The sequence below is a fragment of the Massilia aurea genome (assembly GCF_014200505.1).
Classification (GTDB): domain Bacteria; phylum Pseudomonadota; class Gammaproteobacteria; order Burkholderiales; family Burkholderiaceae_D; genus Telluria; species Telluria aurea_B.
The window spans coordinates 316,134-333,377 of sequence record NZ_JACHBX010000006.1 but is presented as its reverse complement, the minus strand read 5'-3'; the positions used below and the strand labels follow the sequence as shown (position 1 = coordinate 333,377).

Annotated in this window: 17 protein-coding genes; 2 read left to right on the top strand and 15 right to left on the bottom strand. The window is 55.2% G+C overall.

From position 1 onward, the window contains the following. Positions 1 to 2 precede the first annotated feature (2 nt). The gene (locus HD842_RS23545) at positions 3 to 791 is read left to right on the top strand and encodes an OmpA family protein (protein WP_183558537.1); all 789 of its coding nucleotides are present in this window, start codon (positions 3 to 5) and stop codon (positions 789 to 791) included. Between the two features lie 15 nt (positions 792 to 806). After that, positions 807 to 1,871: a type VI secretion system protein TssA gene (gene tssA / locus HD842_RS23540; protein ID WP_183558534.1), complete on the top strand. Its 1,065-nt coding sequence runs from the start codon at positions 807 to 809 to the stop codon at positions 1,869 to 1,871. Between the two features lie 28 nt (positions 1,872 to 1,899). Here tssA and HD842_RS23535 read toward each other — a convergent pair whose 3' ends face one another. The 15 genes from HD842_RS23535 to tssF all read right to left on the bottom strand — a co-directional run bounded on the left by HD842_RS23535 (position 1,900) and on the right by tssF (position 17,243). Continuing rightward, complete coding sequence (locus HD842_RS23535; protein ID WP_183558519.1) at positions 1,900 to 2,841, bottom strand: hypothetical protein; 942 nt, start codon at positions 2,839 to 2,841, stop codon at positions 1,900 to 1,902. Beyond that, the gene (locus HD842_RS23530; RefSeq protein ID WP_183558516.1) at positions 2,838 to 3,377 is read right to left on the bottom strand and encodes a hypothetical protein; all 540 of its coding nucleotides are present in this window, start codon (positions 3,375 to 3,377) and stop codon (positions 2,838 to 2,840) included. The genes HD842_RS23535 and HD842_RS23530 overlap by 4 nt, the downstream gene beginning before the upstream one ends. 127 nt (positions 3,378 to 3,504) lie before the next feature. Further along, a complete protein-coding gene (locus HD842_RS23525) occupies positions 3,505 to 4,224 on the bottom strand; it encodes a hypothetical protein (protein WP_183558513.1) in 720 nt (239 codons plus the stop codon). A gap of 58 nt (positions 4,225 to 4,282) precedes the next feature. Further along, a complete protein-coding gene (locus tag HD842_RS23520) occupies positions 4,283 to 5,062 on the bottom strand; it encodes a hypothetical protein (protein ID WP_183558510.1) in 780 nt (259 codons plus the stop codon). A gap of 149 nt (positions 5,063 to 5,211) precedes the next feature. Further along, positions 5,212 to 5,709, bottom strand: a complete 498-nt coding sequence (locus HD842_RS23515; protein ID WP_183558507.1) for a hypothetical protein — start codon at positions 5,707 to 5,709, stop codon at positions 5,212 to 5,214. A gap of 176 nt (positions 5,710 to 5,885) precedes the next feature. Further along, positions 5,886 to 6,401, bottom strand: a complete 516-nt coding sequence (locus tag HD842_RS23510; protein ID WP_183558504.1) for a hypothetical protein — start codon at positions 6,399 to 6,401, stop codon at positions 5,886 to 5,888. A 121-nt stretch (positions 6,402 to 6,522) separates the two neighbouring features. Beyond that, positions 6,523 to 7,218, bottom strand: a complete 696-nt coding sequence (locus HD842_RS23505; protein WP_183558501.1) for a putative type VI secretion system effector — start codon at positions 7,216 to 7,218, stop codon at positions 6,523 to 6,525. A gap of 92 nt (positions 7,219 to 7,310) precedes the next feature. Then, positions 7,311 to 8,138, bottom strand: coding sequence for a PoNe immunity protein domain-containing protein (locus HD842_RS24520; protein ID WP_183558498.1), 828 nt, complete (start codon positions 8,136 to 8,138; stop codon positions 7,311 to 7,313). Positions 8,139 to 8,222: 84 nt separating this feature from the next. Then, positions 8,223 to 9,068 carry a PoNe immunity protein domain-containing protein gene (locus HD842_RS23495; protein ID WP_183558495.1) on the bottom strand — a complete coding sequence of 282 codons (846 nt, stop codon included), beginning with the start codon at positions 9,066 to 9,068 and terminating at the stop codon, positions 8,223 to 8,225. 99 nt (positions 9,069 to 9,167) lie between these two features. Then, the gene (locus HD842_RS24515) at positions 9,168 to 9,971 is read right to left on the bottom strand and encodes a PoNe immunity protein domain-containing protein (RefSeq protein WP_183558491.1); all 804 of its coding nucleotides are present in this window, start codon (positions 9,969 to 9,971) and stop codon (positions 9,168 to 9,170) included. Positions 9,972 to 10,019: 48 nt separating this feature from the next. After that, positions 10,020 to 10,295, bottom strand: coding sequence for a hypothetical protein (locus HD842_RS23485; RefSeq protein WP_183558488.1), 276 nt, complete (start codon positions 10,293 to 10,295; stop codon positions 10,020 to 10,022). A gap of 71 nt (positions 10,296 to 10,366) precedes the next feature. Continuing rightward, positions 10,367 to 11,512, bottom strand: a complete 1,146-nt coding sequence (locus tag HD842_RS23480) for a PoNe immunity protein domain-containing protein (RefSeq protein ID WP_183558483.1) — start codon at positions 11,510 to 11,512, stop codon at positions 10,367 to 10,369. Positions 11,513 to 11,616: 104 nt separating this feature from the next. Continuing rightward, positions 11,617 to 14,292, bottom strand: coding sequence for a type VI secretion system ATPase TssH (gene tssH, locus HD842_RS23475; RefSeq protein ID WP_183558480.1), 2,676 nt, complete (start codon positions 14,290 to 14,292; stop codon positions 11,617 to 11,619). A 60-nt stretch (positions 14,293 to 14,352) separates the two neighbouring features. Further along, complete coding sequence (gene tssG, locus HD842_RS23470) at positions 14,353 to 15,435, bottom strand: type VI secretion system baseplate subunit TssG (protein WP_183558478.1); 1,083 nt, start codon at positions 15,433 to 15,435, stop codon at positions 14,353 to 14,355. Then, on the bottom strand, positions 15,399 to 17,243 hold the full coding sequence (gene tssF, locus HD842_RS23465) for a type VI secretion system baseplate subunit TssF (RefSeq protein ID WP_183558473.1): 1,845 nt from the start codon (positions 17,241 to 17,243) through the stop codon (positions 15,399 to 15,401). Before tssF ends, tssG begins: the two co-directional genes overlap by 37 nt. Position 17,244 lies beyond the last annotated feature (1 nt).

Genomic DNA, 17,244 nt, shown 5'->3' with positions numbered 1-17,244 from the left:
TCATGCGTGTTGTACCGACCCTCCTGTTAATCCTTGGCGCCGCCCTCCTGAACCCGGCTTCGGCCCAGACGGCGGTGCCCGCCGGCGTCACACCGCAGCCCGGCCAGGTGCTGGCCAGCGGCACCGTGCCGGACGAATCGACCAAGGCCGCCGTGCTGGCGCGCCTGTATGAAGTGTATGGCGCCGACAAGGTCGTCGACCAGATCGCCGTGGGCCAGGTGGCGCAGCCGGCCAACTGGAACAACTACGTGCAGAAGCTGATCACGCCGCAGCTCAAGCAGATCACGCGCGGCCAGCTCAAGATCGACGGCAGCACGGTGAGCGTGCGCGGCGAAGTGGCCAACGAGGCGCAGCGCCAGCGCATCGCGAGCGACTTCGCCACCAGCCTGAACCCGACCTACGTCGTCAACAACGGGCTGCGCGTGGCCGCAGCCGAACAGAATATCCTCGACGGCGCGCTCGCCAACCGCATCGTCGAATTTGACAGCGGCAAGGCCACCTTGACGCCGGCCGGCCAGGCGATCCTGGACCAGATGGCCGTCGCCATCCAGAAGCTGCAGGGCCGCAAGATCGAGATCATCGGCCACACCGACAACCAGGGCCTGAAAGCGGCGAACCAGAGCCTGAGCCAGGCGCGCGCCGACGCGGTCAAGACTTACTTCACCGGCAAGGGGATGGCCGCCGATATGTTCACGACGCTGGGCCAGGGCTCGGACCGGCCAGTGGCCAACAACGCGACGCCCGATGGACGCGCACGCAACCGCCGCATCGAATTCCGTATCGCGCAATAATTTACAGGGTCATCCATGACGTTTACAGCAGAACAACTACTCGAACCGATCAGCCCCGAATCGCCCAGTGGCGAAGACCTGTCGTTTTCGCCGGAGCTCGACGCCATCTCGCAGGCGCGCCGCTTCGACGACCCGTCGCTCGCCCAGGGCGAATGGATCACCGACCTGAAAGAAGCCGACTGGCCATTCGTCGTGCGCCGCTGCGCCACCCTGCTGAAGGACACGAGCAAGGACTTGCGCCTGGCGGTGTGGCTGGCCGAGGCGGCCGTCAAGACCGACGGCTTGCGTGGCCTGGGTGAAGCACTGCGCACGCTGGCCGGCCTGTGCCAGGACTACTGGGACGTGGGCCTGTATCCAGAGTCGGATGGCGATGACCATGACCAGCGCATCGGCAACCTGAGCTGGATCCTCGCACGTATGCCAACACTCCTGCGCGAGGTACCGGTGACCGATGGCCGGCAAGGCAGTTATTCGACGATCGACTTCGAAACCGCGCGCAAGGCGGCAGCGGCGGCCAGCAATGGCGGCGCGGTGACCGGACCCAAGCTGGCCGACCTGGAAGCGGCGCGGCGCAACAACTCGGCGGCGTTCGTCGCGGCGTTTGCCGCGGATAGTCAGTTGTGCCTGGATGCGTTGACGGAGCTGGAAGCCGTCGCCGACGAGCGGCTGGGTCCGGATAGCCCGGGTTTCTCGGCGGCGCGCAATGCGGTGGTCGATCTGCAGCGGATGATGCCTGCAGCTGGCGGTGCTGCTGCATCGGTGCCGGGCGACGCCGATGCTGCGGCGTTGGCGGATGCGCCCGTTGGCGCTGTGGCCCAAGCGGGTGGCATGGCCACGCCAGTGGCGCCGGCTGGTCCGCCCGGGCCGGTCCAGACCCGCGCGCAGGCGCTGGCGCAACTACGCGCGGTGGCGCAGTTCTTCCGGCACACGGAGCCACACAGCCCCGTGTCGTACTACGCGGACAAGGCTGCCGATGCGGGCGAGCAGAATCTGCATGACTGGCTCAAGTCGGTGGTCAAGGATAGCGCGACCATGGCGCATATCGAGGAATTGCTGGGGGTGCAGCCGCGTAACGATTGAATCGGCAGCGCGGCCACTGCCATCCCTGTTATCGCGCTTGTTGCAAGGCGTTCACCAGTGACGCCTTCGCAGTGTTGATGCTGCTCGTCGCACCGTTGCCGTTGATAAAATCGGCCAGTCGCGTCTCTGCTGCGATGACGCCATCGGGCGAGACCGACGTCACCGCGACGCGCTGTCGACGGTCCTTTATTTCGAACATCGCCAGGTAGTACACTTTTCCGCTTGTCGCATAACGGCTCGACGCCAGTATGCTGTCGCACCTTGCGCCTGGCGCGAATACAGTCGACGGTGTGATCAGAGGCGCCCCACCCGCTTCCGTCAGGAATTGGCACCGTTGTCCCTTCCTGTCCTGGAACGTGGCAAACGATGAGCTGTCATCCGAGATGAAATCGCGCTCAAGAAGCCGCCATGCCGGTTGCGACATGCCCAGCTGCGTGATGCGTGCAAACCGGCGCCCGTCCATCGCGTGCGCTGGTCGTGGCGCTGTCCCTTTTTCACGAACCGGTATGACCGGCGCTGCATCAGTGAGCACCTTGTCCGTGACGAATTCTCCTGTGGCCCGACGCACGAGGTAATGGAAGCGCCGATCGACATCCTCACGCGTTTCGCGCGACAGGTAGTCGATCGCGACATAGTCCTTGTTCTGAAGCCTGAAGACGTTCATCGCGGCGATGTTGAGGCATTGTGGAAAGCCGACGCCTGGCTCAGAACCAACCAGTTCGATGAATACCGGTGCCTTGCCGCTTTGGGTCAACGTGAGCAGGCCACAGCTCGGGACGGTATTGCCTTTGTTGTAGAACATGAGGGGGATGACGTCGGCCACCGGCGACCTGGGCAGCGAATGGGTGTCGTGGCGTTGCCAACCTTGCTGCCTGAGGAATTGATCGACGCTGACACTGTCGCGTGCCAGCGCATGGTGCTGCCACCACAATATCGTCAGCAACGCGAACGCGAACCTGTATCGATTCATCGATGTTCACCTGCGACCCTATCTGCGTGGGCAAGTGCCTTCAGTTCGTCCAAGCCCTGCCTGGCCCCGACAAAGAAATCCCAGTCCCCCAGATCCTCGTCCGGGATGAAGCTCATCATGCTGGCCATGCCGAACTGCCGGACATACGCGGCCGCGTCATATATCACCTCATGCGTGCTGCCGCCTTCCGGATCGTGCAGAGTGAACCTGCTCATGCCCGGCATGTCGCGGCCGTCACCGTCGGTGGCGGGTTCCAACTGCACGTGCAGTTGCGGCGCCAGATTGGTCAGCGCGCCGTTGGCTTCGCGCCTGAACAGACGAATATAGTGGCTGTCAGGTGTCATGAACACCAGTTCATGTTTGTCGGTCCAGAACAGGCAGTATCTGCGACCATTCTCAACGGTATAGCTGCCACGCACCGAGGCATTCGCACGCTGCATGATCGAGGCGCATCCGACAACGGAAGCGTCGTCGGGATCATCTGGCAACGGCTGCCAACTGCCGCTGGCAACATCGATTTCGATGAAGTCGCTCACTGTGGAGTGATGGAAAATACGAACCATAAGTCTTTATGTAATGGAGGCTGAATTGGCGAATGTTCCGCTCTGTCAGAACGAGCGAAGAACGCTGAATTGTTGATCGTACGGGATTTGTGGCATGGCGTTAGAACGGGACTGTGTCCGCTTTTTTCATCCATCCAACAGTCAGTTTTTTCCTGCCCTGATATTTTACGTACAACCAGTCAGATTGTTCTTCGTAGGCGTAGATCGTATCGCCGGGCACCAGATATGTCCCTTCAACAGGACTTCCACCCGGAGCTTTGTAAAAAGCAGCACGTTTTGATTTGATAGTATGGACACTACGCCAAGCGCCAGGTGTACGTTCGGGAATTACGAAGAAAACATTATCACCTTGCTGCGTGACGGATGGCTCACCAACAAACGACAATATCCACTCACATCCACCCTCCAGCTTCTTTCTGTCTAACTTTATTTTTATGTTTTTTTCATCGTGCACGACTGATGCCTTGTCAATGTCCGAGAATTTACTGACACCGTCCTCAGCACCGACAACAAAATAGCGTACTTGCAGTGTTTTTTGGTCTTTCGTGTTGCTGGAAAACAAGATGCGGCACTCATTCGTTTCACCTGAAGCAGTTCTGGAAACTGAAATCGATCCAGTCAAAACATTGCTGGTCGTATTGAATCCCGTTGCGACAAACGGATTGTCGAAGATTTCATTCCTCCCGGAAATGAACAGGTCACTTGCTGACACCGTTGGACCGATCATCAACCAAACAGCAATCCAAAACAGTGAATTAAAGAATATCTTCATATTTTCTTTATTGAGGACCGGAGCGGGTTCAACAGTCAGGTCTGACATTTGAACACCGCTCCAAAGTCATGTCATCCCAATAATGTAATCACGAGAATGCGAGAAGTTACCTGGAAACTAAATCCACGAAAACTCTCTTGCCTGACGCTTTAAATATCATCCAAGGATAAACGTAATACACTATGAAACCGCGTGTTACCAACCCTATGGCCATCATATCGGTAGGTATAGCAGCAATAGCAAGGAATAGATGGGTAAAAGGCAGACCAACTGTCGACTTCAGATATGTCGCGTAGGGAATCATCAAAACGGCGCCAAACATAAAGATGATGACAAAAAGCGCATTAGGAAATTGACGAAAGCGGATTTCCTTTTCTAAAATTCTTACATCTGTCTTCTGTCGGTAGTAGATCAGCGCATTAGATTCCACGTAGATACGCTGCCTGTTTATAGCATTGCCAGAAATTGACCTGTAAACCACTACGAATCGCCAGGCCCAGCCGATTAGAATGAAAAGATACAACAGAAATCCAACTACTCTTAAAACTATGGGCAGTTTACTGTAGAGAAGAATACTTCCCCAAGGAATTGCACCAAGCAATGCAACGCTTCCCAGATAAATCACAGAAACACCGAAATACTCCGCTTTCCAGTCCCATTTAAAAATTCGAGGAATGATGAACAGAAATACAGATAGTATGCATATAACAAAACATACGAGGAAAAGCGGATTTCTGAACACTTCAACATGAGGTGCTGCACCAACCGCCAAGAACATGCTGCACGTCGACAATGCAAAAGGAAGAAACGCAGTGTTCGCGCAAAAGGTATTCGGCCTGGCAAACTTCGGGTTCACTTTATCGATATCTATCAAAATGCGATCCATCGGTAATCGTTAGGGCATCTACTGATTAGGTGATTTACTATATTTTCTGAACGTTAACCCTGCTTTCACGACCTAATCCATGACTACGCGTGCTTCGATACTCAACGCCCCGATCACAACAAATCACTTCAGTCGCAATTTGAATGCGATCAGGGAGCACCCTGCTCTTCGTACAGGTCGAAATAAACCATGTTGGTCTTGTGATCAGCTTCAATATCGGCATAACGCAGCGGGCCGCCGCGTTTCGCTTTTACCTTCCATTGCATTTCGCAGATGCCTTGTTTGAATTCGGGCTTGCCATAGTGCCTAGTCAGGATGCTAATCATGTACTGACATTTATCGACGCCCATAAAACTGCTCTGTATCATGGTGACTGGATCGGCGCCTGTGTTTGCCATTGAAAATTTGACCACGCCAACACTTTTATTACATGCGACATTGCCCTTTTTCAGCAGGTCATTACCGGTGTCGGTACTCGGCATGCACATGCCCTGCAACTGCCGCAAGACGCCCGAGGATGGCGTGGAAAACACTGTCTCAGAACTGATAACGTCAAAAACCTTTTGAAACTGCTCGGCTTTCTTGTCAGCTTGAGCGTAGCAACTTGCGCATACTAAACTTGCCAAAAGACAGAATATTTTATTCATTTTTAAAAAAGGTTACATTTATGAACCGTCGGCGTTGATCGGCCAGATCAGCACGGCGCAGCAAGCCGTGATTTCTGGTTTGAATTAAATCCTCCTAGCCCCTTCATGATGGCGTTCTTTCAAAAAGGTTGCATCACCATTTAAGAGCATTATCCAACAGACAGCAGTGTTGCGTTTTACTCCGGCATGATCGAATTTACTTTTTTCATTTTCTTATACATTTTTTCCAATGCATTTCCATGCAGTGGAAAGTTTTTAGAATCCAATAACTTTCCGCTCTCATCGTATGCAGTCCAAAATTCGGAATACGGCGCAGTGCCACCGCCGACGGAGTAATACAGAATCGCGTAGTTGGCATTCGCTACCTGCGCGCAACCCATTCTGATGACGTACAATTCGCTAACTGAACCTTCTTCTTCTTTTATCGACTTGATGTCACCTTGGTTCAACTCAGGCAAGGCCGCGCTGCGTACGGCGCCAGCACTAGACATTGTCATTTTCTGCGGCTTGCAGACATTCAGCGACATATCGTCGTCGCCTCTGGCGCATGTTGACTGTATGGACAGTTTGGCCTTGCCGCAGTTGATTTCATCTGTGAAGGTTTTGTAGGTGCCGGCAGCTTGGCAAACGCTCACGCCCGTTAAGGCCAGTCCACACAGGATCGACTGAGTATATTGCTTGGTTTTCATCATCGCTTAAAGCCTTATTTGTTGCGGGACTAGCCAGCATTTATCGAGCGCCGTAACGTTGCACGTCGTTACCCAACATTACTGCGCTGCGGGAAGCCAGGGGCTGCCAAATACTACCCGATCTTCAATAGTAATAAACGCCCATGGGCAACTCAGGCAATCCGTCGTTGATTCTGGCTTTCGTCGATTTTGAAAGGTCAACATTTTCCGGAAAATCGATTTCAAGCGCAGATGCTACTCTAGTCATGCGATGTGCAAAGGTCATGAAATCCCCCCAACTCATTCCAACCGTCGCGATTAATATTATCGCGCTCGACAAGGAAGCCCCCAGCATATAGAACCAGAGTTGCATCGTCGGTTCCGTAAACAGAAAGGTTGAAATTAAAAATATTACGATAACGAAGATGATTGAATTTCTCAGAATATAGCGTCTCTGCGCTGAAACACCTCTCTCGCAGTGAGGCTGCATCCAAACAATTCGTTTTTCCGGAAGTGCCACTGCAATCGCATTGAAAACACCATTGCCTTTCAAGCCAATCACTTTGATGGAATCACCATTTTTAAATGTTGTCTTCCAAAAAAAACTGCCTTGGACTGCAAGCCCCCCTATGCGCATCGAAAATGCCTCTACCGGATCGCCTGCGTTACTCGCGGCCTTCGCACTATCTTCATCTTCAGAAGATGCCATGACGACTTGCAGAGCTGAAACCATGCTTTCGGTATGCGATTCTTGTTTCACCCGTAAATAGTTCACATCAGCGTCGAAGACCTCCAGATCCTCCACGATTCCCTCGACTACTTCATATGCAGTCTGTTTCAAAATCGCTCCAGAGATTGCTTTTATAACGCAGCGCCACGATCATTGAACAATCTTTTTTATCCAAAGAGCATTTTTTATTTTTTAGATAATGATCAATCTTGGGCAATAACAAGACCACCCGGCATGCTTCGCGCAAAGTCTACCAGATCTTTTGGATATACAAGTTCTTCTCTGTATAACGCATCGTCAATATTGTAGAGATAGGTGAAGGCTGCCGCGCACGTGGCCCAATATCCAGAGTACGGAGAAAACGTGTCGTTAATTTGCTCGTGCTTGCCGCAAAAGTATGCTTTTCGCGTCATGCCATGATACCAACTTTTAACATATTTTCTCATACCTACTGCGCGCCCATTCGCATCTGGATGATCAAGACAATCCAGAAGCAGTCTGTAAGGAACCTCCCAACGACAGCGATCCGCTTCAGGTCGATCGCGAAGAAAGAATTTCAGCAGTTCTTCGACAACCCTGTCGTCTCCATCATAATCTGTATCTTTGATCAGTCCATATATTCTAGGCAGAAGATCTTGTCTATGAAGCAAGATCGAGAAGCAGATCAAGTTTAAGTAATCAACATATTCATCAACTATTTCCTCCATTGGAAACGGTGCGAAATATGCTTCATCAGATAGCTTTTCAATTTCTTCAACATATCGTTCGTAAGCGTAAACTACTTCTGACAATTCTGCGGCCAGGGATATAAGCTCTGCACCGGCAGTAAATTTTAATTGGAAAGCAAACCAAATATTCGACGCCACAGCGCCTGAAAACGCGCTAACCGCAGCTGCATCATTTGCGTGATGTTTCATTTTTTGCGACAGCAGATGGTTATCGTCGCCCAACCTTTTCAGCGTATTTTCACAGGAAGTTTGATTAACATACTGCTGACGCGGCTGACCAATGAAGCTCTTAGTGAAAATCACCTGGTTTATCCTTTCGCCCTTGAACTAGACTTAGCCTGGCCAAACCAAACTCCACCTCTGGAAGATTGCATGTCCAACCAAACCTTACGAAGTTGCAATGCCATCTCCAGTGAAAGTGGAATTTGGCGGCATACTTCGGGCAAAATCAACCATGTCTTTTGGATAGATAATGTCGTCCCTGTAAGAACTGTCGTCAATTTTGTAGAGATAAGTAAAGGCTGCCGAGCACATTGCCCAATAGCCCGAATATGGTGAGAAATCATCGCTGATCATCTCGTGCTTACCCCAAAAATGCGCTTTTTTCTTCATTTCAGAGTACCAGTTTTCAACATACCTCTTCATGCAGAATGACTGCATCTCTTGATGTTCTTGATCTATTGCATCGAGCAGAAGTCTGTAAGGCTTTTCCCACGTCCAGTGATCCAACACTGGCCGATTTGATAAAAAGAATTTGAGCGCTTCTTCAATCACAGCATCGTTTTCATCAAATTCCGTGCCCACAATCAGATTATGAACTCTAGGCACCAGATCTTCCCGATGCAAGAGAACACATGCACTGAGCAAGTTCAAAAAATCGACGTATTCGTCAATAACATCGTTCAGTGGGAATGGTGAAAAATATTTGGCTTGTGGAATGTTCTCCACTTCATCGGAGTATTCTTCATAAGCCAACACAACGCTGGACAACTCTTCGGCTAAAGTCTGCAGCTCTACCCCTGCAGTATATTTCAATAGAAACGCAAACCAGCGATGATTCGCAATTACTCGCAGATCCAGACTTCTCTCAAACGGGTCATCCACGCTTTCCAGAAGTTTTTCTTGCATAATCTTGTAATCTTCGTCGAAACTAGCCAATGTACTTTTATAAGAAATCTCTGATATCCAAGGTTGTCGTCGACTAGCATTGAAGCTTTTTTCAGCACTTGTCACTAATTTTTCCTTTTCCGAATGAGTCCAAGCACGATCAGTTGGACAAGGTTGGTTACTGAGTACGTGACGGATTTTATCATTTCTTACGCGGCTAAAATTTCACTTTTCAGATCGGGCGTAGTCAACCAAATCCCTTGGATAGACCATCTCGTTCCGATACGATGAATCATCAATGTCAAGAAGATATGTAAAGGCGCCTGCGCACAACGCCCAATAACCAAAATAAGGAGAGAACGAATCTTTTATCTTTTCGTGCTTTCCCCAAAAAAATGCTTTATCCCTCATACTTCCATACCACTGTTCTACATATTTCCTCATGCCATTGGCGCGGTCCTCAGAGGCTTCGCCATCTATGGCATCGAGGAGAAGTCTATAAGGCTTCTCCCAAATCCAACGGTCTAGTTCAGGTCGACTTTCCAGAAAGAATGTGAACAACTCTTCAATGACGGCATCATCACCGTCATATTGAGTGCCGGAGATCAATCCATGAACTTCTGGCAGTAAATCCTCACGGTGCAGAAGAATACAGAAACAAATCAAATTCAGGTATTCGACGTAGGTATCAATCGAATCATCCAGCACGAAGGGGCTATAATAATTTTCATCATCTAACGAATTGCACTCATCTACGTAATTTTTAAATCCTGCGATGACTTTTGACAAGCCGGTCTTTAAAGTATCGAGATCGACGCCAGCGGTGTAACGAAGTTGAAAGGTAAAAAAATTAGCAAAAGCAATGCCTCCTAAAACCTGTGTTCGGGCTAACGTGTCGCTGCCGCACTCAATGAGTTTTTGAGCCAGAATGGCATGATCTTGTTCGAAGTGGTTAATCGTGTTCTGGTATGCCGTGTAGGTAAGATAGGGTTGTCGTCGTGTCTCGTCGAAGTTGTTATTTTCGTTCACTCCCCTACCCCTCTTAATCGTGTTCGATCGTACTTCCTACAGGTGTGCTCAATGCAAGCCAGTGCCGGCGTCAAGGATGTCGCAAACCGTCACTTTCTGTAAAAGCTGTCTATCGTGGACCGATCCCAGAAAGCGGAACCATGGCTCGATGATCAGGCGATAACGCGCGAAGTTGCTGTCCGAACCCGCCTGCCGGCGCCTCGTGGCCGTGAAAGGCGCGCCGGGATTAGCAACCAAGGTGATGGCGACTTCACATCTGGTAGTGTCTTTGTATTTCTGCACGCCAGATTGGATCAATCGAACCACTGTCAACGAAAATTCCATGCATTCCCCCTGTTTTCGCTGATCGTTTCGCATCCATCAATTGGTATCAAGGACTCGCGACCGTTTGCTTATTATATCGTCGAGTTCGATTCCGTCTGCAATTTTTCAAGATCAAATTGTCTAGCGAAATCAACAAGATCGCTCGGGTACACTATGCATTCTCGCAGACTGCTGTCATCGACACCAAGTAAATATGCTATGGCAGCGGCCTCTATTGACCAGTAGCCGAAGTAACCACCGCAGAAGTCATTCGAAATATCAAGATGGCTATCGTACCAAGGCGCCACTGAGAAACTTGTGTACCAAACTTTTAAATATTTTTTTAGATCTTCAATACAATATTTTTCTTTATCGCGATAAAGACAGTTGACAAGGTCTCGATATGGAATATTGTGGCACCACCTATTTATTTCAAATCTATCTTCCATTCCAAACGCAAGAAGATCCTCATATAATGTATCGATGCCTGCCGATGATGGATCAAATATGGCTGCGAGCCTCGGCAGCAAATCCTGTCTATGCAGTAAAAAACAAAATGATATCATTTGCAGAACCCGCTCATACTCATCTATTTCGACAAATCTTAACGGAGGAAAATCTGAATTTTCGGCGTGTTCCTGCACATACTTACTAGTCAACTCATATGCCTCAACAACAAGATTAAGTTCTTTCCGCAATTCCTCAAGCGATTGACCAGCCGTATACTTCAACATGAAGATCATAAACTGCGTGTCTGCGTAGGCGTATGAGTTCCTCCACCGGTCACTTGGGTCCAAAGTGCTGGACGCTATTTCCTCAAGATATCCAGGGCAAGCAGTTTTCATGTAGAAATTTATAGTGCTTGCATAGGCGGACTCGGTAAGAAATTGCTGTCGTCGTTTTTTATAAAATTCCATATAGCCCACCTGCTCGGCGACCGTGACGTGGCCGTGAAAGGCGCGCGGGGCGCCGAAACGGGCGGCGCCCAGTTCGACCAGCGCCGGCTGCCCGATCAGTGTTTTAAGCGGAATTGCCGCATCGAGCGACAGCGCCGATACGTCGAGCCCAAAGCCTTCGCTCAGTCCCTCGGTTGCGCGCAGGCTTTCGGCCAGCAGCGCTTCCGGACCCGCCACTGTCGATAGCGTCATGATCCGCCCTTGCTGGCCGAACATGCCGCCAAGGGCCGTCTGGACGGCGCTTGCCAGCACCGCCGTCGAGGAGTTGAATGCATTCTTCATAAACTCAACGTCATGGAAATTCCGACCGGTCGAGTTGGACCGGCTTGACCGCCGGCCCGCTTGCTTGCTTGCTTACTTACTTACTTACTTATTTGCTTGCGTGCTTACTTCACGCTGTACTTGAACTGCCCCTTCTTATCCGCGCCCACCTTGATCTTCGAGATCGTCTTTCCCTCGGCCATATTCGCCAGGACCGATTCGGCAACCTCCGGCAGCAGGCTGCCGTTCAGGATATTGTCGACATTGCGCGCGCCCGAATCGACTTCGGTGCAGCGTGCCAGCACCGCTTCGACGAGCGCCGCATCCCAGGTCAGCTCGGCCTTGTGATTGACGGCGATGCGGCGCGCGATCTTTGCCAGTTTCAGCTCGATGATGCGCACCAAGACATCGTCCGGGATCGGGTAGTACGGCACCACCTTCAGGCGGCCCAGGAAGGCCGGCTTGAAGGCCTTCATCAGTTGCCCTCGGATCTGCTGTTCCAATTCTTCAGGACTTGGCAGTTCTTCGACGGTCTTGTTCAGGCACGCCGCCATCATCGTGCCCGAGGCAACGTTCGAAGTCAGGATGATGATCGTGTTACGGAAGTCGATTTCGCGGCCCTCGGCGTCGTCCATCACCCCCTTGTCGAACACCTGGAAGAACAGTTCGAGTACGTCCGGGTGGGCCTTCTCGACTTCGTCGAGCAGCACGACGCTGTACGGGTTGCGCCGCACCGCTTCGGTCAGCACGCCCCCTTCGCCATACCCCACGTAACCTGGCGGCGAGCCTTTCAGGCCCGACACGCTGTGCGCTTCCTGGTACTCGCTCATATTGATCGTGACCAGCTTGCGCTCGCCGCCGTACAGCACGTCAGCCAACGCCAGCGCCGTCTCGGTCTTGCCGATACCGGACGGGCCAACGAACAGGAACACGCCCTTCGGCTTGTCCGGATCGTCCAGGTTGGCGCGCGACGTACGCACGCGCTGCGCCACGGCTTCGATTGCATGCGACTGGCCCAGCACCCGCTCTTCCAGCAGGTCTTTCAATTTGAGGACGGTCTTGATTTCATCCTTGACCATCTTGCCAAGCGGGATACCGGTCCAGCCGGCGACAATCTCGGCCACCACGTGGCCGTCGACCTGCACCGGTACCATCGGTGTCTCGCCCTGCAGTGCGCGCAGCTCGGTCATCAGGGCTTGCACGCCGGCGGCGTCGCCCGGTTTGCCGCCCGGGTTGCCGCCCTCTTTTGCGCCCGCTTCCAGCTCCCCGCGGGCAGCCTGGATTTTCTCGGTCAGTCCTTTTTCGATTTCCCAGCGCGCTGCGAGCGTGCCGTGTTCGTCGCTGGCCGCGCCGCGCGCTGCGCGCAATTCGGCCAGGCGCGCGGTATGACTCGCGCCGCCGCTTTCTTCGCGTGCCAGCGACGCGATCTCGGCATCGATCCGGTCCAGGCGCTTGGCCAGGTTGTCGAGCAGCGCGGGCGTCGCGTTCTGGCCCAGCGCCACCTTGGCGCAGGCGGTATCGAGCACGCTGATTGCCTTGTCGGGCAGCTGGCGACCGCTGATATAACGGTGCGACAGGCGCACCGCTTCCGTGATCGCCTCATCATAGACGCGCACATTGAAGTGCTTTTCCATCAGCGGCGCCATCGCGCGCAGCATGGCGCAGGCCAGTTCCTCGCTCGGCTCTTCCACCTTGATCACCTGGAAGCGCCTTGCCAGTGCCGGGTCTTTTTCAAAATACTTCTTGTATTCACCCCAGGTGGTCGCGGCGATCGTGCGCAGTTCGCCCCGCGCCAGCGCGGGTTTGAGCAGATTGGCGGCGTCGTTCTGGCCGGCCGTACCACCGGCGCCGATCATCGTGTGCGCTTCGTCGATGAACAGGATGATCGCGTGCGGACTCTTTTTGACTTCGTCGATCACGTTCTTCAAACGATTTTCGAACTCGCCCTTCACGCTGGCACCGGCCTGCAGCAGGCCCATGTCGAGCGTGTGGATCTCGACGCCCTTGAGCACATCGGGCACGTCACCTTCGACGATGCGCAGTGCCAGGCCTTCGACGACGGCGGTTTTACCAACGCCCGCTTCGCCCGTGAGGATCGGGTTGTTCTGGCGCCGGCGCATCAGGATGTCGACTGCCTGGCGGATTTCCATGTCGCGGCCGATCACCGGATCGACCTTGCCATCGCGTGCCCGCGCGGTCAGGTTGGTCGTGAACTGGTCCAGCGCCGGGGTCTTGCCGGCGCCCTGGCCTTCGAGTTCGCCGACCGGGTCGGTGCCAGCAGCAGCATCCTCTTCGCCGTCCGCCGCCGGGCCCACCGCTTCCTGCGAGCCCTCGGTCATCGCGTCGAATTTGTGCTTGAGTTCATCGACGTTGAATTTGTTGAACAGCGCCGAGCTGCGGTAGGCCAGCTGCGCCAGTTCGCTGTCGGTCAGCAGCGCCTGCAGCAGGTGGCCGCTGCGGATGCTGCTCTCGCGGCCAGCGCGCACGTCGAGCGAGGCAATCAGCCAGGCGTTTTCGAACAATTTCGGCAGGCGCGCCGAGAAGACCGGCGTGCGCGTGTTACCGCTTTTCAGGCGCGCGACTTCGGCGTGCAGGTCGGCCTCGAGCATCGGCAGGCTGATGCCGCTCTTGCGCGCGATGACAGCCAGATCGCTGCGCGGCTGCTCGAGCAGCGCCAGGAACACGTGTTCGAGGTCCACCTCGAACTGGCCTAGGCCCACGCAGATGCTGGCGGCGCGTGTGGCGGCAGTGCGGCTGGTGTCATTGAGCTTGCCGATCAGCGTCTTCAGGTTGATGCTCATTGCGCGCGAGTCCTTCTGTAATGTGATGGTGTGGTTGAGGGTGAATGAATCGGTGTGTGTCTAGACGGTTGCCATTTCGTAGCGCAGGTCGTCGCGGTCGCGCGTTTCCGGCGCAGTGCAGAGAAAACTGTCCCAGCCCAGGCGCCCGCCATGGCGTTCTTCGCTGAGCGTGACGCCATCGACGTCCGGCGCGCGCAGCACGATGTGCACTTCGTACTCCAGGGTCAGGCCGGTGAACATGGTGAGCATCTTCGCCAGCGCCCGCGCGGCCAGGCCGCCGGGCAAGAAGGCATCGAAGCCGGCGCGGTCGAGCGGCCCGACGGTCAGGCGCATGCGCAGGTCGCGCTGCCAGACGCGCCCGCCGACCAATGCGCTCATGCCCAGCTGCGCGTTGGTGCCGCCCAGCGTCGTTTGCTGTGTCGGCGGGACGTCATACCAGGCGCCGATGAATTGCGTGACGTTGATTGGCTCGCCGAAATAGTCGCTCAAGACCTTGCCGATCATGGCAGCCGAAGCAGGCCGGTGACGCATCGCGGCGGCGAAGTAGCCAACCGATTCGTCCAGCACGCCCTCGCCGCCATCGGACAGGCGGTGGCGCAGCGCGTGGTTGCCCAGGCCGGCCATTGACAGCAGCAGCGGCAGGAAGCGGTCCTTGCCGTCAATTTCGTACTGCAGCTCGAGCCGGTATTTGCGCCAGGCTTCGTAGAACAGCGCCAGCGTACGGTTCGAGAAGGTATCGAGAAATGCCCGTGGGCCGTCATCGCGTTCGTACAGCGCATGCGCCGCCACGCGTTCGGTGTAATGGGCGGGCAACGCACCGGCGGTGCCAAGAAAGCCCATGAATGCGGGCGTGATGCGGATGTATTTCAGCTCGCCGCGCCGGAGCGCCTCGCCCAGCGCAGCGCTGTCCTTGGCCAGCGCGCGCGGCTCGGTGTCCATCGCTTCGAGCTGGCTGGCCGGGAAGTTGAGCGACAGTGAATTCTGAAAGCGTAAAAAGCTGGCCACCGCGCCTTCACGCGGCAGGCCATTCTTCTTGAGCCACAGCTCGAGCATCCGCACCGCCTGAAAGAACTGGAAGCGGTACGGTTGCTCGAACAGGCGCTCGATTACACTAGGTTCAAATCGCCGCTGCGGGGTGCGCATCGCCAAATGTCTTCTCCGGTTTTCTTGGAAACGATCGCCAGCTGCACGAAGCTGTTGGCGTGCACATACAGGCCGAAGAAGCATTCGATGACGTGGGCAAACGCGTGAATGCCGCTGCCAATGAAGGCTTCTTCGTCGATCGTCAGGCGTACTTCGATGCCGCGCACCAGGCTGGCGAACGGATTACCCGGCAACCAGGCGTTGGCGGCTTTTGAATCGATGGCGGCGATGCCGCGGATCTGGCGCTGCGAGATCGCCGAGCGCGGCAAATCGTACAGCGTCAGCATTTCGCGGAACGCGTCAACGCCGGCGCCGGCCAGCGACAGGTGGTTCAGCGCCAGGTGCGACACCAGGCGCCAGTGCGCGCCGCGCCCGCGCTCGAAGCGCTGCGCCGGCGTCGGCCGCCGCAGGAATGCGATGCTGCGCACGCTCGATCCGCCTTCCAAAAACAGGTCCCCGCCCGGCAGGCCGTAGCTCAGTGACGCCGGGATGTCGCGGTTGGTGCAGGTCAGCTCCAGGCTCAGCGTGTCGGTCTCGATGGCGGCGGGGTCAAAGTCGATGTCGACAATGGAAATCTCGGTTTCGTACCCAGGGCTTTTCAGCGCCACCAGTTCGTCGCGCCGCATGACCCAGTAGTGGCCATGCTTGCTCGGTGATTCGCCGTGGCGCAGCGAGTAGAACGGGCGGAACTCGGTCACCGACTCGCCCTGCGGCGTCTGGCGCACGAGCTTGACCGAATCGATCGATTGCACCTCGTACGCATACGCGCGGCGTGCTTCGGGCAGCACCGGGTAACTGGCGCTCGCGTGTGTCAGGCGAATCGGCTCGCCGCGCTGGCGGAACAGGTTCACCACCGGCGTGCAGCCGAGCAGCAGGTTATTGGTCGACATCGTGCCCAGCATGCGCGCCGTATTGGAATCGGTGCGCAGGCCCGACAGGCCCAGATGCAGCGTGAAGCGCTTGCAGCCGGCCGGCAGCGCCGCCACGATGGCGGCCAGATCGATGTCGAAAAAGTTGAATTTCTCGGGGAAGCAGAAGTATTCGGTCAGCAGCCGATAGGCCGGATGCGAGCGCGCCGAGAACGGAATCAGCGATTCGTCTTCGCGAAAGCCGGCAGGCGCCAGCGGAATCGCGCCCAGCGGCGTCCAGCGCCCGCTGCCATCCGGCTCGACCCAGGCTTTCACGGTGCGCATGAACAGCGTGTCACGCAGCGCGGCGCAGAACGATGGCTCGCCATCGATGAACACGCGCAGCGCGCCCACGCCCAGTTGCCCGAGCGTGACCTGGGCCGCGGTGGTCTCGATGCCGATGGCGATGCTCGCGCTCACGCCGGGCGGCAGCATCACGGCTTCCGGTGCGTCGAGAATCGGGTGGAATGCTGCGTGGCTCAGCGCCAGCGGCGCGATGGTAACGGGATAGGCCGTGCGGAAGGTGCAGGCCACGCCCTTGACGGCGCGGGTATCGAGCTCGGTGCCGCGCGCCATCGTGCTGGCAGTGGTGAGCTGCGCGGCGCTCGCGCTGAAATCCATGCGCGCGATCGAGCACGACGGAAACGGCCGCAGGTAGTGCGGATAAAGCACTTCGAACAGTGCTTCGGTCAGTTCGGGATAATCGTCGTCGAGGCGTTTGGCCACGCGCGAATTGAGCAGCGCGAACGACTGGATCATGCGCTCGATGTGCGGGTCTTCGCAGACCTCGCCGCCCATCAGCAGGTTCCCGGCGATCTTCGGATAGCGCTCGGAAAATTCACGCGAATAGCGGCGCAGGAATCCCAGCTCACGTTCGTAATACGGTAACAGTTCTTCCACT